Raw genomic sequence first — 22,176 nt, 5'->3', positions numbered from 1 at the left:
GTCACACCACCTGCACATGCGGTACGTAGAGAATCCATTTGCCGCCCGACTCCCGGAACTGGGTCTCCTTGGCGATGATCTCCTCGGCGTGGTTCCAGGCGAAGAGCAGGGCGTAATCGGGATAGGGATCGTCGAACGCCGCACGCGGGCGCACCGGGATGTGGGCGCCGGGAGTGAGCCGCCCCTGCTTGTTCGGTGTGGTGTCGGAGATGAACGACACCAGGTCGGGACCGATTCCGCAGTAGTTGGTCACGGTGGCACTCTTCGCCGTCGCACCGTACCCGACCACCGTGCACCCTTCCGCCTTCAGCTTCCGGAGCAGGCTCACCAACTCGTCCCGTGAGCGTTCGACGTTCCGGAAGAAGCCTTTGAGGGTGTCCAGTTCGGCCAGTCTGCGGGTCTTCTCCTCCGCGAGCAGCACGGCCACCGCGGGATCCGGAGTGCGCCGACCCCTGCGGGCAAGGGTGTAGCGCACCTCACCGCCGTGCACGGGCAGCCGCTCCGCACCCACCAGTTCAAAGCCGAACCGCTCGGCCATGGCCGCCACCGATGTGACGCTGAAGAAGTAGTAGTGCTCGTCGTAGATCTGGTCGTACGAGGTCTTCTCGACGATGTCCGCCAGATAGGGGTCCTCGAAGACGAACACACCGTCGGGCGCCAACAGCGCGTCGATGCCCTGGAAGATGGAGTCCATGTACGGGATGTGGCACAGGGTGTTCGCCGCGTAGATCAGCTGGGCGGGGCCCTCCGCCTCCCGGATCTCCTGTGCCGTCGACGCCTGGAAGAACTCGGTGGTGACCCGGATGCCGAGCCTGCGGGCGATGTCGGCCACGCTCTCGGAGGGCTCCACGCCCAGATGCCTGACGCCCGCGTCGGCCAGCGCCCGCAGCATGATGCCGTCGTTGCAGCCCAGTTCGACGGCGAACGCGCCCGGGGCGGTGAGCTCGGTCCGCAGGAAGTCCTGCGCCGTCTGCTCGAAGTGCTTCCTCATCACCGACGACCCGGATGACAGATACGGATAGTGGCCGTTGAACATCAGATGCCGGGGGACTTCCTCCATGAGCTGGACCATGGTGCACGAGTCGCACACTCCCAGCGCGAGCCGGAAGAGGTACTCGTCCCCGATGTAGTCGGGTTCCAGGAACCCGCTGGAAAGCGGCTGCGTACCGAAATCACCGAACTCGTGAAGTCGGCCGCCGCAGATACGGCAGCTCGTCATGGTGTAGACGGTCTCCCCGGGCTCTCGCAGCCGTCTCAACGATGACTGGACCGAACCGGGCTCCAGCGGGCTTCTTCGCGGCTTCGAGCCGCTCGCCGCAGCCTGAATCCGGCGGCCCACGTCCGTGAGCGCGCGGACCCGCCGGCAGAGGGAGTCGCGTTGTACGGGGCAGAGGCCAGCGAAATCTACGAGCTGCTGCACCAGGGCAGAGGCAAGGACTACCGGTCGGAGGCGCAGGAGATCGCCCGCCAGGTGCGGGCCAGGATGCCGGGCGCCGTGTCACTGCTCGATGTGGCGTGTGGCACGGGAGCCCATCTGGAGCACTTCCGCCCGGTGTTCGAGCGGGTCGAGGGGCTTGAGCTGTCCGCGCCCATGGCGGAGTCCGCTCGACGCAGGCTGCCGGGGGTCACCGTACACACCGGTGATATGCGCGACTTCTCGTTGGACGCCTCCTTCTCGGCCATCACCTGCATGTTCGGTTCGATCGGCTATCTGGCCGACCCGGGAGAGCTGGCGTCGGCGCTGCGCCGTTTCGCGCGGCACCTACGGCCGGGCGGTGTGGTCGCCATCGACCCCTGGTGGTTCCCGGAGACCTTCCTCGACGGCCATGTGGCGACCGGGACAACCACGGAGGACGGCCGTACGCTCGCCCGCGTGTCGCACTCGGTGCGGGTGGGCGACGCGTCCCGGATCGAGGTGCACTACCTCGTCGCCGATGCCGCAACTGGGGTGCGGCACTTCAGCGAGACCCATCTGATCTCGCTGTTCAGCCGTCGGCAGTACGAGGCGGCCTTCACCGCGGCCGGCCTGAGCGTGGAGTACCTCGACGGTCTGCACAACGGCCGCGGTCTGTTCGTCGGGGTACTGGAGACCCCCGCGGCGTGAGCACGCCGACGCCCTCGCCCGCCCACTGACCCATCGATGCGAAGGAGAGCCGCCCATGGCGTCCCCCCGTGAACTGACCACCCCGGCGACGCTCACCGAGGAGAGCGTCCGCCGCTATCGCGAGGACGGCTTCGTCCATGTGCCCCGGCTGCTCTCCCCGGAAGAGGTCTCCGTCTACCGGACGGCCGCCGAGAGCATCCTGGAGCGGGACATGGAGGTGTGGGCGGGTGGCGACGACGGCGCGGCCGTGGAGGTCAACTACACCACCCAGGTGTGGCGCAAGGACGAGACGCTGCGCCGGCTGGCCCTCCACCCCGCGCTGACCGGTATCGCCGGACGGCTCGCGGGCGTTCCGCTGCGCCTCTACAGCAGCGAGGTGCTCGTCAAGGAGCCCGAAGGGGCGCCGCCCACCCTGCTCCACGATGACGAAGCGGGGCTGCCGATGGACGGGCTGGAACAGACGCTCACCGCGTGGATCGCGCTGGTGGACGTCCCCGTCGAACGTGGCTGTCTGAGCTACATCCCCGGCTCGCATCTGCGGGCGGACTCCGAGCGGCTGCGGCACATGACCAGTTTCGAGCAGTTCCGTGAGCCCGACGAGGTCTGGCCGGACTTCCCCTGGCGGCCCCGGGTCACCGTGCCGCTGCGCGCCGGTGACGTCGCCTTCCACCACTGCCGAACGCTGCACTGGGCCGGTGGGAACGAGACCGACACCCGTCGGGTCGGCCACGGCGTCATCTACATGGACGCCGGAACCACCTATCTGCCGGGGGTGATGGACGAGTACCTCGCCCATATGGAGCCGGGTCAGCCCTTGGACGACGCGGAGTTGTTCCCGATCGTCACGAGCTGACCCCGATCGCACGGCGGCCCCGGGAGGATCGTTCCCCGGGGCCGCCGTCCGTTCAGTTCTGGCGCTCGTGGCGTTCAGTGCTCGTCGAGCTCCAACGCCCAGGCGCTGAGCTGGTCGATCGCGTCGGCGTACGTGAACGGCTGCATAAACCATCCGGCGCGGACGTCCCGATGACGGCGGGCGAGGGGGTGCCCTGCGGTGAACGACACGCCTCCGGTCAAGGTCATGCAGTCCTCGACGATGGCCGCAGCACAACGGTTCACCACCAGCTTGGCGTACTGGAAGGGGGCCATCATCCGGCGTCCGCGCTCGGCGGGATCGCCGTCGGTCCGCTCCGAGAGGTGCTCGGTGTGGATGAGGGCCGCAGCCAGCGCGGACCGCAGGGTGTAGAGCTTGACGTCGAGTTCGGCGACGAGGGTGCGCACGGCACTCGCCGGAGTGCCACCCCGGCGCCGCACACCGGCGACCGTGAAGTCCCGTGCGGACTGGGCGATTCCCGCGTACACACCGAGCAGACCGATGGAGCTGACCGTCTGCCCGGCGAAAGCGGCGTGGTTGACCTCGCCGACCGGGCCGCGCACGAACAGGTCCTCGTCGGGGACCGGACAGTCGTCGAAGACCACCGAGGAACTGGCCGAGGCCCGCATGCCCATGCCGTCCCAGTCGTCCGGCACGCTCAACCCCGCGGTGTCCGCTGAGAGGAAGGCGGCGGCGAGTCGCGGCGGGCCGGTCTCGGGCCTGATGGGTGCCGCGACGACGAAGTGGGTGGCCACGGGCGCCATGCTGACGAGGATCTTGGCACCCGAGAGCAGCCAGCCCCCTCCGGCCGCGGGACGCAGTTCGGTGGTCTGCCGGGCGTCCTTCAGCGCACCGCTCACCACCGCGTCGCCGGTGCCCATCAGGGTGAGGATCCGCTCGGCGAGCGCCTGTCCGGCCGGGGTGGAGTGCTCGCGCTCGTACGACATGGTGATGCCCCGGCAGAGCTGCATGTGCAAGGAGAGCGCCGTGGACGCGTCGGCCTCGGCGATCCGCATGATGGCGAGACAGACGTCGTGGACGCTGCTGACGCCGAGCCCGCCGAACTTGACGGGCACGGTGGCGGCGAGCACTCCGTCGTCCCGCAGTGCACGGAACACGCCCTCGGGGAAGGTCCCCGCGCGGTCGTGCTCCGCGGCCTCGTCGGCGATGCGCGGCAGATGGCGTCCGATGATCTCCAACAGCTCGGCGCCCTCGGGGCTGATCGGCGCGCCGAGGTCGCAGAGGGGCGGGCGGCTGATGACGTGAGGGGTCATGGTGTCGTTCTCCTCGGTGTCACGGATCCGCGCGGTCGGCCGTCGCGAGATACCGGTCGATGGCGGTACGGAAGTAGCCCGGCCCGAAGCCCAGCGCGGCCACTTCGGGCACGATCCGGTGGAGCTTGTCCACCGAGGGGCAGTGCGAGACGGTGTGGTCGGCGTATCCGCGTTCGGCGCCGAGCCCCAGACGCAGTTCCAGGTGGTCGATGACGTCGCTGATGTCGACGCAGTCGCCGGAGGCCAGATTGATCACCTCGTCGACGGTGCCCGTGGCGAGCAGCAGGTCCAGCGCGGAGACGAACTCGTCCACGTACAACAGGTCGCGGCGGGCGCCGCGCTGGACGGTGATGCGGCCGGCTCGGAGTTGGCGGATGAGTACCGGAAGGAGCCGGTACGCCGGCTCGTCGGGTCCCATCACATAGCCCAGACGCAGCACGAGGTGGGGTACGCCCGAGTCCCGGACCAGCTTCTCCAGACCGAGCTTGTGCTGTCCGTACGGCAGGGCGGCAACGACGGGGTCGTCCTCGCGGCCCCGGCAGCCGGGCGATCCGTACATGCTGACGGTGGAGAAGAAGACCAGTGTCTGCCCCCGGGAGCGGCAGTGCTCCAGGGTGTCCAGGACCAGGCGCTCCTCGCGACGGTGTTCGGAGTCCGGTAGGGGGTGGCGCGGCACCCCGGCCGCGAGGACGGTCACCCGTGGGTGCGCGCCGGCGAGCGGCTTGAGGTGCCGGGCGAGGAATCCGGTGCCGATGATCTCCATCAGCGGACGGATGGGGGGCGGACGGAGAGCGCGTGCGAGAAGACGCCGCGCGGGTCCCAGCGGGCCTTGACCTGCTGGAGCCGGGGGTAGTTGTCCCGGTAGTAGAGGGTGGACCAAGGGGCTTTGGAGGTGTTCCAGCGGGGGTCGGCGAGGTCGGCGTCCGGGTAGTTGATGTAGCAGCCGCTGTTGTTGGCGTCAGGCGCCGGGACACCGCCGGTGTCAGCGAAGACCTCCTGGTAGAAGCGGCGCATCCACTCCAACTCCCCGGTGTTGGCTGGGTCGTCGTAGTAGAGGTCGTAGGAGACGCTGAAGAGGGCGTCGCGGTGCGGGAAGGCGGTGGCCGAAGGGGCTACGGAGTTGATCTTCCCGCCGAAGGAGTTGAGGTAGACGGACGCGCCCCAGCGGTATCCGTCGCTCAGGTACTTGTGGATCGTGGCGATCTGTCGGTCGGTCCACCGTCTGCGCAGGAAGCTCGCCTTGGACTTGAAGGGCGTGCCGCCCGGGTGGGTCTCGGAGTTCAAGGTCTCCGGCAACCAAGCCTGTTCCGACTGCTCGACCGTGGGCGCGACACCCACGTTGGCGGTGACGACCCTGATGAAGTCGTCCATGAGCCGTTCGGCCTCGGCCCGTTCGGCGTCCGCCCCGACCAACAGTTGGAACTCTCCTGCCGTGCGGTGCGGCAGGGAGAGCGAGCTGCCCACCTTGGTCTGCGGGTACCGCTCGTGCCACTGGCCGTGGGCTCGCACGAGAGTGGTGAACGCCTGCTCGGTGATGCCTTCCCACTGCCAGGTGAGCGTTCTGCCCACGGAGGTCTCGGGTGGGCGGGGCAGCAGCAGGGCGGGGTTGCGGCTGCGTACGTTCGGGGTGCGCAGCAGATAGCGCAGGACCACGCCGAAGTTGCCGCCGCCTCCGCCGGTGTGGGCCCACCACAGGTCCCGGTTGGGGTCGTCGGGTCGGCGGGTGGCCACGACCCGACGAGCCTTGCCCGACCGGTCCACGACCACGACCTCCACGCCGTAGAGGTGGTCCACGACCATGCCGTGTTCACGGGAGAGGGAGCCGTAACCACCGCCGGCGATATGGCCGCCGACGCCGACGCTGGGGCAGCTGCCGCCCGGGATCGTCACTCCCCAGCCGTAGTAGAGCGCCTTGTACACCTCGCCGAGGGTGGCGCCCGACTCCACCGAGAACGCCTGGTGCTCGGTGTCGAAGGAGACCTGGTTCAGCGGTGAGATGTCCACCACCACGGCGACATCGGAGCTGGTGACGAAGTTCTCGTAGCAGTGGCCGCCGCTGCGGACGGCGATCCGCTTGCCGGTCCGCACGGCCTCGTCGACCGCCGCCACCACCTGGTCGCCCGACCAGACAAGCCAGAACGACTCCGGGTTCGGAGTGAACCGGCTGTTGTAGCTCGTGTTGAGGTTGATGAATCTGGGGTCCGTCCGACCCACGGTCACCGGGCCCACGACCGGGGCGCAGGCCCTCGCGGAGGGCGTGGCCCGCGCGCTCGGTGCTCCCAGCCCGGTCAGAGCCGCGGCCCCACCGGTGGCGGCCGTGCCCCGCAGTACGCCGCGCCGCGTCAACTCACCCAACGTGAACACCGTTCCTTCCCCCGTCAATCCGTCCGGTACGGGCGTCACGCTAGGCAGTGGCCCTGTCCAACCGTTGGGGTTCTGCTGTAAGGGCCGTCGAGGCGGGTTCCAGGCGGGCGAGACATCGGTGCGAGACGGCGGCTGCATGCTGCCCCCTATGGGAGCAACAACGGACAACGCGGAAAATCTGGAAGACTCGGCCTACAAAGCAGAGGTCACCCGGGCCTTCGACCGCGCGGCGGCCCACTACGACCGCATGGGGGTCGAGTTCTTCACCCCCATGGGACGCAGGCTGATCGAGCGGGCGAAGCCGCTGCCGGGCGAGCGGGTCCTCGACATCGGCTGCGGACGCGGCGCCGCACTCTTCCCGGCGGCCGAACAGGTGGGGCCCACGGGATCGGTGCTGGGCATCGACATCGCCCCTGCGATGGTCGATGAGGCCCGTCGAGAGGCCGCGCGGCAGGGTGTGAGCCAGGTGGAAGCACAGGTGATGGACGGGGAGCGTCCCGACCTGCCCGCCCGCTCCTTCGACCTCGTCACGGGAAGCTACAGCGTGATCTTCCTGCCGGACGCGCCCGGGGCGCTCACCCGCTACGCCGAGTTGCTGCGGGACGGCGGGCGCATCGCCTTCACCAGTCCCGTCTTCACCGACGACACCTTCCCGTTCCTGCCGCCGGTGTTCACCGACCTCATCCCGCGCTCCCTGCTGGCCAATCTGCCGCCGGAGTGGCAGCCGGAGGCATTGCAGCGACGGTTCAACAGTTGGCTTTCCCACCCCGCCGACCTCCGCCGGACGATGGAGGCGGCCGGCTTCACCGAGGTCGAGGTCGTGGACGAGCCGGTGGAACTGACGGCCACCTCGGGCGAGGCATGGGTGGACTGGTCCCACACCCAAGGCATGCGACTGCTGTGGACGCATCTGCCCGACGACGAGAGCCGGCGGCTGCGCGAGCGGCTGATCACCGCCCTCGACGCGATGCGGGACGGGGACGGGCCGCTGACCATCGACACCCCGGTCCGCTACGTCACGGCGACGGTACGCCGGTAGCGCGCGGCCAGGAACTCAGCGACCCGGGCGGACCGCATCCGTCCGGGTCGCCTTGGCTCGGGCACGGTCACCCAGCGGTGGCCTCCGGCGCGACCCCCAACCCGATCAGGGCCTCCCGGGCCGCCGCCACCGACGCACGGTCCCGCTCGGGCGGCCCGGGACGAGCCGGCAGCAGGGATACGACCACGCTGCGCCCGGCCCGTACCGACGGGTGCCGCCTCGCGAGTTGGGCCAGCCCCTGACCCGGTCCCGCCTCCACCAGCACGGCGTCACCATCGGTGAGCAGCGCATCCAGCGCCGGCCAGAACCGTACGGGGGCGACGGGCTGCGCGGCCCAGTACTCCGGGTCGGCCACCTCGTCGGGGCGTAGCGGCAGTGCCGTGTAGCAGGAGTGGAGGGTGATCCTGGGAGGCCGGACCGGTAGGGCGGCGATCAGATCTGCCGATCCCTCGACCGCCGGGGCGAGCGCAGGACTGTGGAACGGGCTGAGCGACGGAACGCGCCGACAGGTGAAGTCGGCCTCCAGCAGCGCCGCGTGTACCTTCTCCAGCGCGGGATCCGGCCCCGCAAGCACGGTCTGCCGGGGAGCGTTGTACGCGCCGATGACGACATCGCCGCCGAGGAACGGCTCGACCTCCTCGGGCGCCGCAGCCACCGCGAGCATCCCACCCGGTGGGCCATCCCCCAGCAGCCGGATGCGCTCGCGCACCAGGGCAACCGCGTCCGGCAGGGCGAACACCCCGGCCAGGACGGCTCCCGCCAGTTCGCCGATGCTGTGCCCGAGCACCGCCCCCGGCCGCACTCCCCAGCTCAGCACCAGCCGGCCCAGTGCGTGGTCGACGGCGAAGAGCAGTGGCTGGGAGCGGGTCACGTGGTCGAGTTCGACGGCCGGTCTTTCGCTGAGCCAGTCTTCCCTGAGCCGGTCTCCTTCCGTCCCCAGCGCGGTGAAGACCTCGCCCATGGCTGCCGTGAACACGGGCTCGGTCCCGAACAGGCCGGCGGCCATCCTGAGGTGCTGTGACCCCTGGCCCGGCAGGAGAAGCACAGTCGATCGCCCGGTTGCCAACGTCCCCATTCCCCTCTCATGCGCGAGCCGCCCACTCGGGGCGTCGCAGTATTTCGACCACGGCGCAGGACCAGCTGAATCCGGCCCCGACGCTGACGAGGAGACAGGTGTCCCCGACGTCGAGGGCACCGCTCGTGACGAGGTGGTCGAGCCCGGCGATCGGATCCCCCGCACCGAGATGGCCGACCTCTCGGCTCCAGGGCCAGGTGGTCCGTTCGGGGTCCAGGTCGAACCGCCCGAAGTAGCCGGCCTGGAGGCGTCGTCGGCCGAGGTGGGGCAGGGCGACACGGGTGACATCGCCGAGTTCCAGCCCGGCACCGGCCAGGGCTCCCTTGATGGCGGAGTCCTGGGCGGAGCTCACCCGGGCGACCGCGTAGGAGGAGCCCGTCCCGGCGAGGAAGGCTCGTTTGCAGGCGTCGAGATCCACCCCTGGTCGATGGCTGAAGGGCACTGGGCCGAACGGGTCGTCGCCGCGGTGCATGCCCTCCAACTCGGGTGCCGAGACGGTGACCAGGCTGCGCAGCCGGGCGAAGCCGTCCCGGCGGGAGAGCACCAGCGCGGTGCCCCCGTCGGCGTAGACCGTGCCCGGATCGCTGCGCCAGCGGTCGAACCCGGGCGGGCAGAACTTGTCGCCCGTGGTGATCAGCGCCGCCGTGCGCGCGGGATCGGCGGCGAGATAGCCCGAGGCCAGTTCGAGTGCGGCCATGCCGCCGTTGGAGACCTGCTTGACCTCCATGGCAGGGCAGTGGTTGCCGACCGCGACCCGCTGGACATAGGAGGCCGGCGCCCACAGGTCGTGTCCTTGGTAGAAGAAGCTGGCGTGCAGCACCAGGTCGATGTCGGCGGGGCCCGTGCCGGAGCGGTCCAGGGCGCTTCGCGCGGCGCGTACGGCCATCTCCGGCGCGGACTCCTCCCCCGCCACGGCCACCGACACCATGCCGGTGGTCCGGGCGAGGGGGGCGGGGCACCGGCCGTCGGCCACGGCCTCCTCGATCGGCAGGCGCGGGGGCAGCCAACTGCCCGTCGCCGCTATGTAGAGTTCGTCCATCGCCGTACCGTCAGCCGGCCCGCCCCGCCGCGGCGGAGGCCAGGCGCTCGTTGACGGCCGTCACGAACTGGTTGAGCGTACGGATCTGGGCGAGGCCGTCGTCGGACAGTTCGACCCCGAACTGCCGCTTGACCCGGCTGGCCGCCTCCATCAGCGCCAGCGAGTCGTAGCCCAGGAATTCGAGTTCCACTTCCCCGACGTCCCCCTCGTGGGCGGTCAGGGCCTCGTCCTCGCCTGCGCATTCGCGCATGATGTCGGTCAGCACGGGCAGGGTCAGCTCGCTCGGCTCACGAAGCTCGCTCATGGGGAGTCCTTTCGTCGCCCTCGGACGATCAGGGCGCTGTTGAATCCGTTGTGTCCACGGGCCAGTACCAGGGCGGTCGACCCGGTGAAGGGCCTGGGCTCGTCCCGGACGATGTCGATGTCGTAGTCGGTGGTGACCTTGGTGGTCGGGGGGATGACGCCGTCGCGGACCGCGAGCAGTGCGAGGACGACATCGAGCGGGGCACCGCCGGAACAGAGCCGGCCGATCATGGTCTTGGGCGCGGTGACCGGTACGCCCCCGGGGCCGAACACCGCGGTCAGGGCGCTTACCTCGGCGCGGTCCCGCTCGGGAGAGCCGTCGGCGTCGGCGAAGACGACGTCGACGTCCGCTGGGGTGAGCTGCGCGTCGGACAGGGCGTTGTGGATCGCGCGGCCGAGGTTGTCGGGTCGTCCGGAGCTCGGCGGCGGGTCGAACGCGGTGCCGTAGCCCACGATCTCGCCGTACACCTCGGCAGCACGCTCACGCGCCCGGTCCTCGTCCTCCAGCACGAGGATCGCCCCGCCTTCCCCCGGTACCTGTCCGCTGGCGTCCGGGTCGAAGGGGAGGTAGGCGCGGCCCGGGTCCTTGCGGGTGGAGAGCCGCCCGCCGGCGTTGCGGGCGGCCATGCCGTAGGGGCAGAGCGAGGACTCCATGCCACCGGTGAGCATCATGGCGGACCCGTTGCGGATCGCCCGGCGCGCCCCCGCTATGGCATCGATGCCACCGGCCTGTTCGGCGACGAGCACTCCGGCCGGGCCGCGTAGATCGTGCCGGATGGAGATCTGGCCGGTGTTGACCGCGTAGAACCAGGCGAAGGACATATAGGCGCTGACGTGGTCGGGTCCCTCGCCCCAGAGGTTCTGCAACTCCCGCTGGCCGAAGTCGAAGCCGCCCGCTCCGGCCGCGGTGACCACACCGAGGTCGAGGCGGGACATCCCCTCGGTGTCGATCGCGCTGTCGGTGAGCGCCCAGTCGGCGGCAGCGAGCGCGAACTGGGTCATGCGATCGGTCTGCGGTATCAGTCTGCTGGGCAGATGCCGGGCCGCGTCGAAGTCCCGGACCTGCCCGGCGAGCCGGCAGTCGAAGGCGCTGCTGTCGTATCCGTCGATGGGTTCGATGGTGTCCCGGCCGTTCAGGGTCGCCGCCCAGAACGCCTCGGTTCCCAACCCGTTGGGGGCGATGACCCCCGTACCGGTCACTACGGCCGTGGTCACGCGGCCCTCCTGTCGGCGTCGGTGAGCACCATGGCGCTCTGGAATCCACCGAACCCGCTGGCGACGGTCAGCACCGTCCCCAACTGCTGTTCGCGGGCGGTCAGCGGTACGTAGTCCAGATCGAGCTGGGGGTCGGGGCGGTGGAGGTTCGCCGTCGGCGGCACCACCCCGTGCTCCAGGGCGAGCGCACAGGCGGCCACCTCGATGGCACCGATCGCGCCGAGCGAGTGCCCGACGACCGCCTTGATCGAGCTGATGGGCACGGCGCGGGCGTGCTCCCCGAGGCTCCGTTTGAACGCTGCGGTCTCGTGCCGGTCGTTCTGCTGGGTGGCGGTGCCATGGGCGTTGACGTAGTCGACGGCCGTGGGGTCGAGGCGGGCGCGGTGGAGGGCTGAGGCGATGGCGCCGGCCATCTCCAGCCCGTCGGGGCGCAGTCCCGTCATGTGGTGGGCATTGCCGTGGGATGCGTATCCCGCGACCTCCGCGTAGATGTGCGCTCCGCGGCGGCGCGCGTGCTCCAGCGACTCCAGGACCAGGACGGCCGCGCCTTCCCCGAGGACGAAGCCGTTGCGGGTTCGGTCGAAGGGGCGGGAGGCGCTGTCGGGTTCGTCGTTGCGGGGCGAGGTCGCTTTGATCGCGTCGAAGCAGGCGACGGTGATGGGCGCGATCGGTGCGTCGGTGCCGCCCGCGACCATGACGTCCGCCGCGCCCTCGCGGATCAGATCGCAGGCGTATCCGATGGCGTCGACGCCGGAGGTGCATCCGGCGGAGACGACGGAGTTGGGGCCTTCGGCGCCGATCTCCCAGGCGACCTCGGCCGAAAGCGAACTCGGGACGAAGTAGTCGTACAGATGGGGTGAGGCCAGCGCGGGATCCACGACCCAGCTCCGTCCGTCGCCGCTCAGCCGACGGTACTCACGCTCCAACTGCTGTGTCAGCCCGACCGCATTGCCGATGGTGACCCCGACCCGGTGGGCCGCGTCGGGGTCGATCAGCAGGGCGCTCTCGGCCATCGCCTCCCGGGTCGCGATCATCAGCATCTGCGCGGCGCGGTCCAACCGATCGGCCTCAGGACCGGTCAATCCGGCCTGGTGCGGATCGAAGTCGCACTCGGCGGCGATCCGTGAGCGGAACGGCCCCGGGTCGAAGGCCGTGATGCCCCGGGTGGCGGGCACCCCGGACACGATGCGCTCCCAGAACGCCTTGGCACCGGTTCCTCCCGGTGCGACCACACCGATTCCGGTAATGGCGACGCGACGTTCCCCCATGAGGACCCCCAGACTCTCACCACCAGCGGCACATGAACGGTTCGACGATGCGATGCCGCTCTCGCAGGGGCGTCGAGGGCTACTGGATCAGGGGTGAGGAAACGATTCGCAACGCTCGGGCCAGAGCACAGGTCCCTGCATTGTCAGTCGATCCCGGCTGGTTGGTGGGAGCGCCGCTGACCCCGTCGGCTGCCCGGTGCCCGGCCAGGGCAGGGGAAGGTGACCATCGGGGCCACGGCCCGGCACGGACGGGGGTCTCGTCCGCGCTGTCGGTGTAGGGGTCGGCGGGGGCGCCGGTGTCGGCTTCGGTCAGAGGTTCTTGAGGGCTTCGCGCACCGACAGAGGGGAGAGTCGGTCCCGTGCCGACCCGACGAAGGCGCGCACCGCCTCGGGATCCGTCTTGGCGTACTCCCGCAGGCTCCAGCCGATCGCCTTGCGGATGAAGAAGTCCGGATGGTCGGCACGGCGGAGGCAGTACCGGAAGAGCCGCTCGCTGTCGGTGGCCTGCTTGTAGCGCAGTTGGTGCAGGAGCGCCGTGCGCGCCACCCAGAGGTCGTCGTCCTCGATCCACCCGTCCATGGTCGTCTTCAGGGCGGGGTCGGCCGCGACCAGGGGTCCGACGGTGTGGGCCGCGAGGGCATCGACGGTGTCCCACCAGGGGACGGTGGTCAGCAGCCAACGGGCGGTCGGAAGGAATCCCGAGGAGCAGCGGCCCACGTACCGGCGCAGATAGTCGACGGCGAAGTAGTGGTACTCGCGCTCGGGAAGTCGCCAGCACCGGATCGCGATCGCCGTGCAGTCGCGCTCGTCGGGCGGGGCGAGCCCCTCCAGCACCTGCCGGGACAGCGCACGGCGAGCAGGCGTCCGGATCCCGAGGAAGGGAACGACGCCCTTCATATAGGCACTGGCTTCCGCGGCCCGCTGGGGCTGCGCCGCCGGGGGGTAGATGGTGGTGATTCGCTCCAGGACCTCATCTGCGAGCGGGCTGCCGGGGACGGCTGGGATGGGTCGGCCACGCGTCATGAGGCACACGTTACGGCGATCTCATCACGATGTCGGTTAGTCTCCCCGGATGTTCGAGCCAGTCCCCCACCCGTCGTCAGGTCTTGCGATCCGCTGCGCGCGGCTGCTCTTCTCGCCGTGGTCGAGACTGTCGCTGCTGCTGATCATGCTGGCCTCGGCCGGCGCATTGGTGGTGCTCTACGAACCGCAGAGACTGTTGTCCGAGGGCTGGCCCGCGCAGCTCGGCGGCGCGGCGGCCGTGCTGCTGTACGCGGTCGCCTACGGGGTGTGCACCGCGGCCTTCGTGCCCCGTCCGCTGCTCAATCTGGCGGCGGGCGCACTGTTCGGATCGCAGTTGGGTCTGGTGTCGGCGCTGGCGGGAACCGTTCTGGGGGCGGGTATCGCCTTCACCCTGGGTCGGCTCCTGGGCCAGGAGGCCCTGCGCCCCCTGCTGCGTGGGCGAGTGCTCCAGGCCGCGGACTCCCAGCTGAGCAGACACGGCTTCCGGTCGATGCTGGCGATACGGCTGTTCCCGGGGATCCCGTTCGCCGCGGCGAACTACTGCGCCGCCGTCTCCCGGATGGGTTACACCCCGTTCCTGCTGGCCACCGCCCTCGGGTCCATCCCCAACACGGCGGCCTACGTGGTCGCCGGCAGCCGGGCCTCCTCTCCGACGTCGCCGGCTTTCCTGGTGGCGATGGGGTTCATCGTGGTGACGGGACTGATCGCCGGAGCGGTCGCCTGGCGCAAGCGTCACGGTCTGCGCCAGGGCTAACGTCCATCGGCCGCTCTCTGCCCTCCGCCCTCCGCCCTCCGCCCTCCGCTCAGGCTCACGGCTCACGGCTCACGGCTGGCTGCTGGCTGCTGGCTGCTGGCTGCTGGCTGCTGGCTGCTGGCTGCTGAACCGAATCGTCCGGTTGTCACAACGCCTCACCCGGACCGATGGTCACCCGTACAAGAGATCCCATCGAACGTTCCTCTTCACGTCACTGCTCGTTCGCCTCGGAGGGCTACTCTTCCCCCGTCCGACGCATGATCGGGATCGTTTTCTTGGGTGGCTCAGTTTCCATGTCGTGGTTTGAATCCCTCATCCTCGGACTTGTCCAGGGCCTGACCGAATTCCTCCCCATCTCCTCCAGCGCGCATTTGCGGTTGACGGCCGCTTTCGCCGGCTGGAAGGATCCGGGAGCCGCTTTCACCGCGATCACCCAGATCGGCACCGAAACAGCCGTCCTGATCTATTTCCGTGACGACATCGCCAGAATCGTCACGGCGTGGTTCTCCTCACTGAGGAACAAGGAAATGCGCACCGACCACGACGCTCAAATGGGCTGGCTGGTGATCATCGGATCGATTCCGATCGGCGTGCTCGGAATCACCCTGAAGGATCAGATCGAGGGGCCTTTCCGCGATCTGCGGCTGATCGCCACCACGCTCATCGTGATGGGGCTCGTGCTCGGCGTCGCCGATCGGCTCGCTGCTCGCGACGAGCGCCCCCACGACGAGTCCGGCGGCCGGCACCGGGCCGTCAAACAGCGCAAGACACTGCGCGAACTCAATGTCAGGGACGGTCTGATCTACGGCTTCTGCCAGGCGATGGCGCTGGTCCCCGGAGTCTCCCGCTCGGGCGCCACGATCAGCGGCGGCCTCCTCATGGGATACACACGCGAGGCCGCCGCCCGCTACTCGTTCCTGCTCGCCATTCCTGCCGTACTCGCCTCAGGCGCGTATGAACTCAAGGACGCGGGCGAGGGCCATGTCTCCTGGGGCCCCACCCTCTTCGCCACGGTGATCGCCTTCGGCGTGGGCTATGCGGTGATCGCATGGTTTATGAAGTTCATCAGCACCAAGAGCTTCATGCCGTTCGTGATCTACCGCGTGATCCTGGGAATCGTCCTGTTCATCCTGGTGGGAACGGGTGCCCTGAGCCCACATGCGGGCGAGTCAGGCGGCTAGAAGCCCTCGCGGGCGAGTCGCCCCAAAGACCGCTGGAGACCGCCCGGGCCGCTCGAACACCATGCGTCTCGCGGGTGAGACGGAACCGTCCTCGGTCTCGACGAGGGACGTTCGCCTCGACGACCCGACCGGATTCAGCTCACATCGCCGCGCACACCGTCGCCGAACATTCCGTCGATGTACGTCACGTACTTGGGGGTGAACTTGCCCTCACCGGTGACGATTCCGCTGGTGTTCTCTCCGGGTTCGAGATCCATGGTGTCGATCTGGTGTTCGTCCTCGGCGAGTTCGGACTCGTGCTTCGTGCCGTTGGTGTCGGTGATCGTGAAGTACAGCGGATTGACACTGATCTTCTTGTCGCTGTTGTTCGTGATGGTCACCTTCACACTGGTGAACGCCCCGCCGTCGTTCAGAATGCTCGGCGTGAAGGTCGCCTTCTGAGCCACCACCTTCACCTCCGGCTCGGGTGCTGCCTTCTTCTCCGACTTCTTCTCGGGCTTGGCCTCTTTCGGTTCGCCGGCTACCGCCGGCGCCTTCTTCGACGGCTGTACGGGCGCCTCGGCGGTGGAGGTCGCCTTCTTCCCGCTCGTGGCCGGGGAGTCTTCGCTGAGCGCGGCTCCGAGGATGCCGAGCAGGAGCATCCCACCGACGACGCTGCTGAGGACGATGGCGACGATGGCCCCGGTGGACATGCGCTTCTTCGCTGGGGGCGGATATCCGGGGTGGCCTTGTCCGGGCTGGTGCGGACCGGGCGGGTATTGCTGACTCATACGTGAACTGCCCCCCAATGGGTGTGGATTGGGGGAATGTACCGAGGGGGCGGCAACCAGGAGGAACCACGGGAGGTCCGTTACCTCACTGATACTGAGTGGGGCCAGGCCGCCGCGCCGCGGCGCAACCCACCGTGGGAGAGAGAGCGCACGGACCGTCAGCGACACCGCTGGAACGTGGAGTCGGACGGCCCGGATCGGGAGACCACCTCGACGACCGGTCGGCCCACCCACCGCTCACAGAGCACCACCGGCTTGAAGAAACGCACCACCGGTTGAAGAAACAACGAATACGTCGCACAAGTCCCGGCGCGGGCACTCGACCCGGCGCACACCCACAGGTCGCGGTGACGATGACGAAGACGCCTTCGACCACAGCCCTGCAACATCGTTCATAAAATCGCTGCACGAACGCCGGAAAAGGTGCATGCGCCCCCTGCTGGATAAACCCCGTCTCTCATTTACCACCCGTTTACGCAAAGCACCGAATCACGGAGAAGACGCAGGTCACAGTGATCAAGGCCACATGGTGTGGTTCATGAGCTTCGTCACTACGAATACCTTCCTGCCGTTCATGATCTCCCATGTGTTTCTGGGAATCGCCCTGTTCATCCTGGTGGGGAGGGGTGTGCCGAGCCCACATACGGGCGATTCGGGCGTCTGAAAGCAGCCGCAGCATGGGAGTCCTTCCGCTACGGAGGCCGTAATCTGTTCGCATGTCCCCCCTTCCACACGAGCCAGAGACTGCTTTGTCCGCCGCCGAACTCAACTTGCGCATTCGCGAGCTGTGGGCCGATGGGCAGCTGCCCGATGCCAGGCGTCCGGAGTACGAGGCACTGGTACTGAAGTGGGCGGCTGCTGCGCTGGAGCGCGTCGAGCACGCGGCCTGAGCATCACAGCCCACCGCACGATCCCTACGGCACAGTGAGTCGGGAGCCCGACCCCCGTCGGGCTCCTCACCACAGGGGCGCCCGCCGAGCCGCCCCCGGATCGTGTGAAGCGCCCGCCGGTGTCGCCCTGGGCTAGCCTGGCTGCACGATGAACCGTCTGACCACGTCATGGGGCGATGTCTCACTCGCCCGTTTCCCCGAAGACCCCCGCGACACCCTTCGAGCCTGGGACGCCGCCGACGAGTATCTGCTGCGGCACCTCCAGGAGGGCGAGGGAATCCCCCGTGAACCGTCCCGGCTGGTGGTGGTCGGCGATCGCTGGGGTGCGCTGACCGTGGCCCTCGCCGCAGGTCCCGTCCCGACCGCCCCGGTGCAGATCAGCGATTCCTTCCTCGGCCGGCAGGCCACGCTGGCCAATCTCCTCCGCAACGGCATCGAGTCCTCGGCGGTACGGCTGCTCGCCACCCATGACCCCGTGCCGGAGCGCATCGACGTACTGCTGGTGCGGGTTCCCAAGAGCCTGGCGCTGCTGGAGGACCAGTTGCACCGGTTGGCACCCGCCGTGCACGCCGGGACCGTCGTCATCGGTACGGGAATGGTCAGCGAGATCCACACTTCGACGCTGCGACTGTTCGAGCGGATCATCGGTCCGACGAAGACCTCACTCGCGGCCAAGAAGGCACGCTTGATCTTCTGCACGCCCGATCCGCAGCTGCGCCCCGCTGCCAACCCCTGGCCGCTGCGCTATGCGCTGCCGGACGACACCGGGGTGCTCGCCGGACGGACCGTGACCAATCACGCGGGTGTGTTCTGCGCCGATCGTCTCGACATCGGTACGCGGTTCTTCCTGCGCCATCTGCCCCGCCACCGCGGAGCCGAGCACGTGGTGGACCTCGGCTGCGGCAACGGGGTCGTCGGAACCGCCGTGGCCTTGGCGAACCCCGAGGCGTCGGTGACCTTCGTCGACGAGTCGTACGCGGCGGTGGCATCGGCCGAGGCCACCTTCCGCGAGAACGCGCCCACCGGCAGTACCGCGGAGTTCCTGGTGGGCGACGCCCTGTCGCAGCTCGCCACGGAGAGCGTCGACCTCGTACTGAACAATCCGCCCTTCCACTCCCACCGGGCCAGGTCGGACGGCACGGCCCGTCGGATGTTCGGCGATGCCCGGCGGGCGTTGCGCACGGGCGGTGAACTATGGGTGGTGGGCAACCGACACCTCGGATATCACGTACGGCTCAAGCGGCTCTTCGGCAACTGCGAGGTCATGGCGAGCGACCCCAAGTTCGTGGTCCTGAGGGCCGTGAAGCAGTAGCTCCGCAGGCCGGGGAGCGGCCCCGTCTCCCGACGTCGGCGCAGGACGTACCCGCACGGCCCTTGGCGTCTGGCCCCGACTACCCGACACTGAGCCGATGACGCAGCGCGTGGATCTCGCAACGGTAATGGACCGGCTGGCCATCGACGAGCTGGTGACTCGCTATGCGGTGGCCGTGGACGATGCGGACTGGAGCGCGTTCCGAGAACTGTTCGCCCCCGGGGGGCGGGCCGACTACCGCAGTGCCGGTGGGATCGAGGGATCGGCGGCCGAGGTCGCCGACTGGATGGCCGGGAACCTGGAGTCCCTGCCCGTACGACAGCACCTCGTCGTCAACCGTCTCCTACGGCTACAGGACCTCGGCGGCTACTTCGGCGACGACGGCGAGGTACAGGCCGACTATCTGCATCCGGTGCGCGGGGACGGTGGAGAAGGCCATGGATCGGGTGGCCGCTACACCTTCGGTGTCCTCCGTACCGACGACGGATGGCGACTCACCCGGGTGGTGATGCGGGAGAAGTGGCGCAACGGTCCGGGGGCGCCCGCTGGAGTCTGAGGGACCCCGGGCCCACGGACGGCGGTGTCCGCCGGAGGCGCCCGCCGTGCTCGGCCGGCCCGGGTTCGGGTCGTACCGAGCACGATCGGTCTCGGCAAATGCGAAGGCCCGAGGTCAGCCGACCAGTTCCGCCTTGTTCATGGCGCTGATGGAGTGCGCAGGGCCGCCATGGGACATCTTGGCGAGCTGTGCGGCGGCACCGATGAGGAAGGCGGTGGCGACAAGGGCGATCAGGGCGAGGGACAGACGGCGGACGCTCATGGGCGCACTCCCCGGGCACGGGCCGCTCAATGCGGCGGCGGGCGCCGTCGCATCGACGGCTCAGGGGGACCTTAGATCCCACCCTCCGCCCTCGCCATGGACGTACGGGATGGCGGTCGACTTTCGGCCGCCCCGGTCGAGGGGCTCCGGTTCGGGCCGGCGACAGCTGGGGCCGGATCGCGCTCGGCCGCCGTCCCCGACGGACTGAAGGCGGTCGGACGCGGGCAGATACCGACTCCGGATGCCGTGTTGATCCGCTTCCCGATGGCGCACAGACTGGAAGGGAGACTGCTCACGGCCCTTCGCAGCAGGACGAGGAGGCGCGCCATGCGGATTGCGGCCCGCCTTCCAGAGCTGCGGCACGGTGGGAGGGCTTCCGGGTGGTTCGCCCCGGTGCGCCACCGGGTGGGACTGGCGCTCCTGGTCGGTGCACTGCCTGCGCTCGCCTTTCCGGAGCCGGCCTGGTGGTGGTTCGCGTATGTGGCGCTCGTGCCGTGGCTGCTGTTGCTGCGGTCTGCGCCCTCCGGTCGGCAGGCGGCGATCGAGGGCTGGCTCGGCGGGATGGGCTTTGTGATCGCCGTCCACCACTGGCTGGTGCCCAGCCTCCATGTGTTCATCGTGGTGCTCGGTGCGCTGCTGGGACTGTTGTGGGCGCCCTGGGGCTGGCTGGTCCACTCCCGGCTGCGCGGTGGCCTCTCGCCGAGCGGAACGGCCGCCGCCCTGGTGGTGGTCCCTTCGGGATGGCTGATGATCGAACTGGTCCGGTCCTGGGAAGGGCTCGGCGGCCCCTGGGGCCTGCTCGGTGCGAGCCAGTTCGACGTCGCCCCCGCCCTGGTGATCGCATCGGTCGGCGGGGTGTGGCTCCTCACCCTGCTGGTGGTGGCGGTGAACACGACGATCGCTCTGCTGATCGCCGTCCCCTCGGCCAGAACCGCCGTGCTCACGAGCGCCCTCGTCGGCGCACTGGTGATCACGGCCATGGGATTCGCCGCCCCGCGCCCGGAGGAGTCGGGGCGGATACGGGTGGCGATCGTGCAGCCTGGGGTGTTCGAGGGGGCGGGCGAGCGGGGTGCGGAGCAACGCTTCGCACGCGGTGAGGAACTGACCCGTGCACTGGTGGGCCAACGGCTCGATCTGGTCGTCTGGGGCGAGAGCAGTGTGGGTGCGGATCTTGGTGAACGTCCCGACCTCACGGCCCGGCTGACCGCGCTCTCCCGCGCTGTCGGGGCCGAGGTACTGGTCAATGTGGATGCCCGCCGCACCGACGGTGGACAGGGGGCCGGCATCTACAAGAGTTCCGTGCTGGTGGGCCCGACGGGACCGACCGGCGACCGCTACGACAAGATGCGGCTGGTTCCGTTCGGGGAGTACGTTCCGGCCCGGGAGCTGCTGGGGTGGGCGACCTCGGTGGGCAGGGCCGCAGGTGAGGATCGCGTGCGGGGCACCCGGACGGTGGTGATGGAGGTGGCGCGGGGGGACACCTCCGTCACCACGGCCGAGGGCGGCACCCGGATCGGGCCGCTCGTCTGCTTCGAGTCGGCGTTCCCCGATATGAGCAGACAGCTGACCCGGGACGGTGCGCGACTGTTGCTCGCCCAGTCGGCGACCTCGTCGTTCCAGGGCAGTTGGGCTCCCGAGCAGCACGCATCACTGGCGGCGTTGCGCGCGGCCGAGAACGGTCGGCCGATGGTGCATGCGACGCTGACCGGAGTCAGCGCGGTGTACGGCGCCGAGGGCGACCGCATCGGGCGTCAACTGCCCACCGGCACGAGCGCCGCCGCCGTCTACGAGGTGCCACTGACCCGAGGAACGACCGGATTCGTCCGGTTCGGTGACTGGGCCGTCCAGGGCGCCGCAGCCGTTCTGGTCGTACTCGGCGCCGGGGAGGCGGCGCGCAGGATCAGGAGGCGTGCTCCATCGCCCGCAGTACGACCTGCTCACACAACTCATGGGTCTGCAAGGCGTCCTGGGCGCTGAGGACCGTCCCGGCGCGTACCGCGTCGAGGAAGACGAGCACCGACTGTTCGATGCCTCGTTGCCTGGCGACGGGCACCCAGTCGCCCCGGCGCCGAATGCTGGGCTGCCCCTTGTGGTCGACGACCTCGGCGAGGTTGCGCACTTCGCGCTTGCTGTCCTGGCCCGCGATCTCCAGGATCTCCTCGGTGGAGCCGCTGCGGTGGTTCATCGTGCCGATCGCGGTGAAGCCGTCGCCGGACAGCTGGAGCACGACGTGGTGGAGGTGATCACCGATCAGACGAGCGCGTACGTCCGTGTGCTCGATCGGCCCGGGGGCCAGGAAGCGCAGGGTGTCGACGACATGGATGAAGTCGTCGTAGACGAAGGTGCGCGGGACTTCGGCGAGCCCGATGCGGTTCTTCTGGAGCAGGATCAGATCGCGGGGGTGTTCCAGGCACTGGGCGTAGGAGGGTGCGAAGCGGCGGTTGAAGCCGACGGCGAGGCTGACCCGGCGCGCTGCGGCGAGTTCCACCAGTCGGCGCGCCTCGGCCAGTTCATTGGCCAGCGGCTTGTCGACGAACGTGGGCACACCCGCCTCGATCAGGGTGTCGACGATCTGCGCGTGCACGGCGGTCGGGGCGTGGACGAAGGCGGCGTCGAGGTCCTGGGCGAGCAGGGATTCCAAGGTGGTGTGTTGTTGCGCCGCCGGGATGCGGTACGCCTCGGCCGTCCGGGCGAGGGTGGCGGGAGTACGTGTCTGGAGGTGCAGCTCGATCCCGGGCAGTGCGCCGAACACGGGCAGATACGCCTTCTGCGCGATGTCTCCGAGGCCGATGCAACCGATCTTCACAGATTCCTCCCTAGGGCCTGTCCTGGTGCGCGCCCGTTGGGCACCCGTGTCATGGGTGCTTCGGACCGCGG

At 69.3% G+C, this 22,176-nt stretch carries 23 protein-coding genes; 10 read left to right on the top strand and 13 right to left on the bottom strand.

Translation table 11 applies throughout. The features are described from left to right. Position 1: 1 nt before the first annotated feature. Positions 2-1,219 carry a class I SAM-dependent methyltransferase gene (locus ACFXJL_RS21040; protein ID WP_358881637.1) on the bottom strand — a complete coding sequence of 406 codons (1,218 nt, stop codon included), beginning with the start codon at positions 1,217-1,219 and terminating at the stop codon, positions 2-4. A 159-nt stretch (positions 1,220-1,378) separates the two neighbouring features. On the opposite strand from ACFXJL_RS21040, the gene ACFXJL_RS21035 reads away from it, so the two are divergent. Together ACFXJL_RS21035 and ACFXJL_RS21030 are read left to right on the top strand one after the other, a co-directional pair. Continuing rightward, positions 1,379-2,104, top strand: a complete 726-nt coding sequence (locus tag ACFXJL_RS21035; RefSeq protein ID WP_384694542.1) for a class I SAM-dependent DNA methyltransferase — start codon at positions 1,379-1,381, stop codon at positions 2,102-2,104. 55 nt (positions 2,105-2,159) lie between these two features. Next, positions 2,160-2,957 (top strand): phytanoyl-CoA dioxygenase family protein, encoded by a 798-nt coding sequence (locus tag ACFXJL_RS21030; RefSeq protein WP_384694539.1) that lies wholly within the window; start codon positions 2,160-2,162, stop codon positions 2,955-2,957. A 74-nt stretch (positions 2,958-3,031) separates the two neighbouring features. On the opposite strand, the gene ACFXJL_RS21025 is transcribed toward ACFXJL_RS21030, so the two are convergent. From ACFXJL_RS21025 to ACFXJL_RS21015, 3 genes are read right to left on the bottom strand one after another with little or no spacing between them, the layout of a single operon-like run. Continuing rightward, positions 3,032-4,249 (bottom strand): acyl-CoA dehydrogenase family protein, encoded by a 1,218-nt coding sequence (locus tag ACFXJL_RS21025; protein ID WP_384694536.1) that lies wholly within the window; start codon positions 4,247-4,249, stop codon positions 3,032-3,034. A 19-nt stretch (positions 4,250-4,268) separates the two neighbouring features. Next, a complete protein-coding gene (locus ACFXJL_RS21020) occupies positions 4,269-5,012 on the bottom strand; it encodes an NAD-dependent epimerase/dehydratase family protein (RefSeq protein ID WP_384694533.1) in 744 nt (247 codons plus the stop codon). After that, complete coding sequence (locus ACFXJL_RS21015; RefSeq protein ID WP_384637104.1) at positions 5,012-6,613, bottom strand: FAD-binding oxidoreductase; 1,602 nt, start codon at positions 6,611-6,613, stop codon at positions 5,012-5,014. Before ACFXJL_RS21015 ends, ACFXJL_RS21020 begins: the two co-directional genes overlap by 1 nt. A 148-nt stretch (positions 6,614-6,761) precedes the next feature. Here ACFXJL_RS21015 and ACFXJL_RS21010 point away from each other — a divergent pair, with 148 nt between their 5' ends. Then, positions 6,762-7,652: a class I SAM-dependent methyltransferase gene (locus ACFXJL_RS21010; protein WP_384694530.1), complete on the top strand. Its 891-nt coding sequence runs from the start codon at positions 6,762-6,764 to the stop codon at positions 7,650-7,652. Positions 7,653-7,719: 67 nt separating this feature from the next. Here the strand turns inward: ACFXJL_RS21010 and ACFXJL_RS21005 are convergent, their stop codons facing one another. The 6 genes from ACFXJL_RS21005 to ACFXJL_RS20980 form a co-directional block, all read right to left on the bottom strand. Further along, complete coding sequence (locus ACFXJL_RS21005) at positions 7,720-8,727, bottom strand: acyltransferase domain-containing protein (protein WP_384694527.1); 1,008 nt, start codon at positions 8,725-8,727, stop codon at positions 7,720-7,722. Positions 8,728-8,734: 7 nt separating this feature from the next. Further along, complete coding sequence (locus ACFXJL_RS21000; protein ID WP_384694524.1) at positions 8,735-9,766, bottom strand: ketoacyl-ACP synthase III family protein; 1,032 nt, start codon at positions 9,764-9,766, stop codon at positions 8,735-8,737. A 10-nt stretch (positions 9,767-9,776) separates the two neighbouring features. Beyond that, positions 9,777-10,070, bottom strand: coding sequence for an acyl carrier protein (locus ACFXJL_RS20995; RefSeq protein ID WP_384694522.1), 294 nt, complete (start codon positions 10,068-10,070; stop codon positions 9,777-9,779). Then, entirely contained in the window at positions 10,067-11,284 is a 1,218-nt protein-coding gene (locus tag ACFXJL_RS20990) for a ketosynthase chain-length factor (RefSeq protein WP_384694519.1), read from the bottom strand. Before ACFXJL_RS20990 ends, ACFXJL_RS20995 begins: the two co-directional genes overlap by 4 nt. Beyond that, entirely contained in the window at positions 11,281-12,552 is a 1,272-nt protein-coding gene (locus tag ACFXJL_RS20985; RefSeq protein ID WP_384694516.1) for a beta-ketoacyl-[acyl-carrier-protein] synthase family protein, read from the bottom strand. The genes ACFXJL_RS20990 and ACFXJL_RS20985 overlap by 4 nt, the downstream gene beginning before the upstream one ends. A 309-nt stretch (positions 12,553-12,861) precedes the next feature. Next, positions 12,862-13,575, bottom strand: coding sequence for a DNA alkylation repair protein (locus ACFXJL_RS20980; protein WP_384637122.1), 714 nt, complete (start codon positions 13,573-13,575; stop codon positions 12,862-12,864). Between the two features lie 49 nt (positions 13,576-13,624). Here ACFXJL_RS20980 and ACFXJL_RS20975 point away from each other — a divergent pair, with 49 nt between their 5' ends. Next, the gene (locus tag ACFXJL_RS20975; protein WP_384694513.1) at positions 13,625-14,329 is read left to right on the top strand and encodes a TVP38/TMEM64 family protein; all 705 of its coding nucleotides are present in this window, start codon (positions 13,625-13,627) and stop codon (positions 14,327-14,329) included. Between the two features lie 293 nt (positions 14,330-14,622). Beyond that, positions 14,623-15,510 carry an undecaprenyl-diphosphate phosphatase gene (locus ACFXJL_RS20970; protein WP_384694510.1) on the top strand — a complete coding sequence of 296 codons (888 nt, stop codon included), beginning with the start codon at positions 14,623-14,625 and terminating at the stop codon, positions 15,508-15,510. 134 nt (positions 15,511-15,644) lie between these two features. Here ACFXJL_RS20970 and ACFXJL_RS20965 read toward each other — a convergent pair whose 3' ends face one another. Beyond that, complete coding sequence (locus tag ACFXJL_RS20965) at positions 15,645-16,202, bottom strand: DUF4352 domain-containing protein (RefSeq protein ID WP_384694507.1); 558 nt, start codon at positions 16,200-16,202, stop codon at positions 15,645-15,647. Positions 16,203-16,818: 616 nt separating this feature from the next. On the opposite strand from ACFXJL_RS20965, the gene ACFXJL_RS20960 reads away from it, so the two are divergent. From ACFXJL_RS20960 to ACFXJL_RS20945, 4 genes are all read left to right on the top strand, one after another. Next, positions 16,819-16,944, top strand: a complete 126-nt coding sequence (locus ACFXJL_RS20960) for a hypothetical protein (RefSeq protein WP_358881940.1) — start codon at positions 16,819-16,821, stop codon at positions 16,942-16,944. A gap of 52 nt (positions 16,945-16,996) precedes the next feature. Next, positions 16,997-17,170 (top strand): hypothetical protein, encoded by a 174-nt coding sequence (locus tag ACFXJL_RS20955; RefSeq protein ID WP_329015451.1) that lies wholly within the window; start codon positions 16,997-16,999, stop codon positions 17,168-17,170. A 148-nt stretch (positions 17,171-17,318) separates the two neighbouring features. After that, positions 17,319-18,482 (top strand): methyltransferase, encoded by a 1,164-nt coding sequence (locus ACFXJL_RS20950; protein WP_384637131.1) that lies wholly within the window; start codon positions 17,319-17,321, stop codon positions 18,480-18,482. 97 nt (positions 18,483-18,579) lie between these two features. After that, a complete protein-coding gene (locus ACFXJL_RS20945; RefSeq protein ID WP_384637135.1) occupies positions 18,580-19,038 on the top strand; it encodes a nuclear transport factor 2 family protein in 459 nt (152 codons plus the stop codon). Between the two features lie 114 nt (positions 19,039-19,152). Here the strand turns inward: ACFXJL_RS20945 and ACFXJL_RS20940 are convergent, their stop codons facing one another. Beyond that, positions 19,153-19,299 (bottom strand): hypothetical protein, encoded by a 147-nt coding sequence (locus tag ACFXJL_RS20940; protein ID WP_358881944.1) that lies wholly within the window; start codon positions 19,297-19,299, stop codon positions 19,153-19,155. A gap of 327 nt (positions 19,300-19,626) precedes the next feature. On the opposite strand from ACFXJL_RS20940, the gene lnt reads away from it, so the two are divergent. Then, positions 19,627-21,276, top strand: a complete 1,650-nt coding sequence (gene lnt, locus ACFXJL_RS20935) for an apolipoprotein N-acyltransferase (protein WP_384694503.1) — start codon at positions 19,627-19,629, stop codon at positions 21,274-21,276. Here lnt and ACFXJL_RS20930 read toward each other — a convergent pair. Further along, on the bottom strand, positions 21,200-22,105 hold the full coding sequence (locus ACFXJL_RS20930) for a Gfo/Idh/MocA family oxidoreductase (RefSeq protein WP_358881946.1): 906 nt from the start codon (positions 22,103-22,105) through the stop codon (positions 21,200-21,202). The two genes, lnt and ACFXJL_RS20930, sit on opposite strands and share 77 nt — an antisense overlap. Positions 22,106-22,176: the final 71 nt, after the last annotated feature.

Source organism: Streptomyces sp. NPDC059256 (assembly GCF_042753785.1).
In the GTDB taxonomy this organism is placed as follows: domain Bacteria; phylum Actinomycetota; class Actinomycetes; order Streptomycetales; family Streptomycetaceae; genus Streptomyces.
Note: the sequence above shows the minus strand (reverse complement) of the source record. Positions and strands in the feature narration are given on the sequence as shown.

Bases quoted from the DNA above. Each gene is read 5' to 3' on its own strand.
- lnt (WP_384694503.1), top strand. From the start codon at position 19,627: ATGCGGATTGCGGCCCGCCTTCCAGAGCTGCGGCACGGTGGGAGGGCT.
- ACFXJL_RS20970 (WP_384694510.1), top strand. From the start codon at position 14,623: ATGTCGTGGTTTGAATCCCTCATCCTCGGACTTGTCCAGGGCCTGACC.
- ACFXJL_RS20950 (WP_384637131.1), top strand. From the start codon at position 17,319: ATGAACCGTCTGACCACGTCATGGGGCGATGTCTCACTCGCCCGTTTC.
- ACFXJL_RS20975 (WP_384694513.1), top strand. From the start codon at position 13,625: ATGTTCGAGCCAGTCCCCCACCCGTCGTCAGGTCTTGCGATCCGCTGC.
- ACFXJL_RS21005 (WP_384694527.1), bottom strand. From the start codon at position 8,727: ATGGGGACGTTGGCAACCGGGCGATCGACTGTGCTTCTCCTGCCGGGC.
- ACFXJL_RS20965 (WP_384694507.1), bottom strand. From the start codon at position 16,202: ATGTCCACCGGGGCCATCGTCGCCATCGTCCTCAGCAGCGTCGTCGGT.
- ACFXJL_RS21040 (WP_358881637.1), bottom strand. From the start codon at position 1,219: ATGACGAGCTGCCGTATCTGCGGCGGCCGACTTCACGAGTTCGGTGAT.
- ACFXJL_RS20940 (WP_358881944.1), bottom strand. From the start codon at position 19,299: ATGAGCGTCCGCCGTCTGTCCCTCGCCCTGATCGCCCTTGTCGCCACC.
- ACFXJL_RS20960 (WP_358881940.1), top strand. From the start codon at position 16,819: ATGAGCTTCGTCACTACGAATACCTTCCTGCCGTTCATGATCTCCCAT.
- ACFXJL_RS20985 (WP_384694516.1), bottom strand. From the start codon at position 12,552: ATGGGGGAACGTCGCGTCGCCATTACCGGAATCGGTGTGGTCGCACCG.
- ACFXJL_RS21020 (WP_384694533.1), bottom strand. From the start codon at position 5,012: ATGGAGATCATCGGCACCGGATTCCTCGCCCGGCACCTCAAGCCGCTC.
- ACFXJL_RS21025 (WP_384694536.1), bottom strand. From the start codon at position 4,249: ATGACCCCTCACGTCATCAGCCGCCCGCCCCTCTGCGACCTCGGCGCG.
- ACFXJL_RS21010 (WP_384694530.1), top strand. From the start codon at position 6,762: ATGGGAGCAACAACGGACAACGCGGAAAATCTGGAAGACTCGGCCTAC.
- ACFXJL_RS20980 (WP_384637122.1), bottom strand. From the start codon at position 13,575: ATGACGCGTGGCCGACCCATCCCAGCCGTCCCCGGCAGCCCGCTCGCA.
- ACFXJL_RS21030 (WP_384694539.1), top strand. From the start codon at position 2,160: ATGGCGTCCCCCCGTGAACTGACCACCCCGGCGACGCTCACCGAGGAG.
- ACFXJL_RS20995 (WP_384694522.1), bottom strand. From the start codon at position 10,070: ATGAGCGAGCTTCGTGAGCCGAGCGAGCTGACCCTGCCCGTGCTGACC.
- ACFXJL_RS20955 (WP_329015451.1), top strand. From the start codon at position 16,997: ATGTCCCCCCTTCCACACGAGCCAGAGACTGCTTTGTCCGCCGCCGAA.
- ACFXJL_RS20945 (WP_384637135.1), top strand. From the start codon at position 18,580: ATGACGCAGCGCGTGGATCTCGCAACGGTAATGGACCGGCTGGCCATC.
- ACFXJL_RS21000 (WP_384694524.1), bottom strand. From the start codon at position 9,766: ATGGACGAACTCTACATAGCGGCGACGGGCAGTTGGCTGCCCCCGCGC.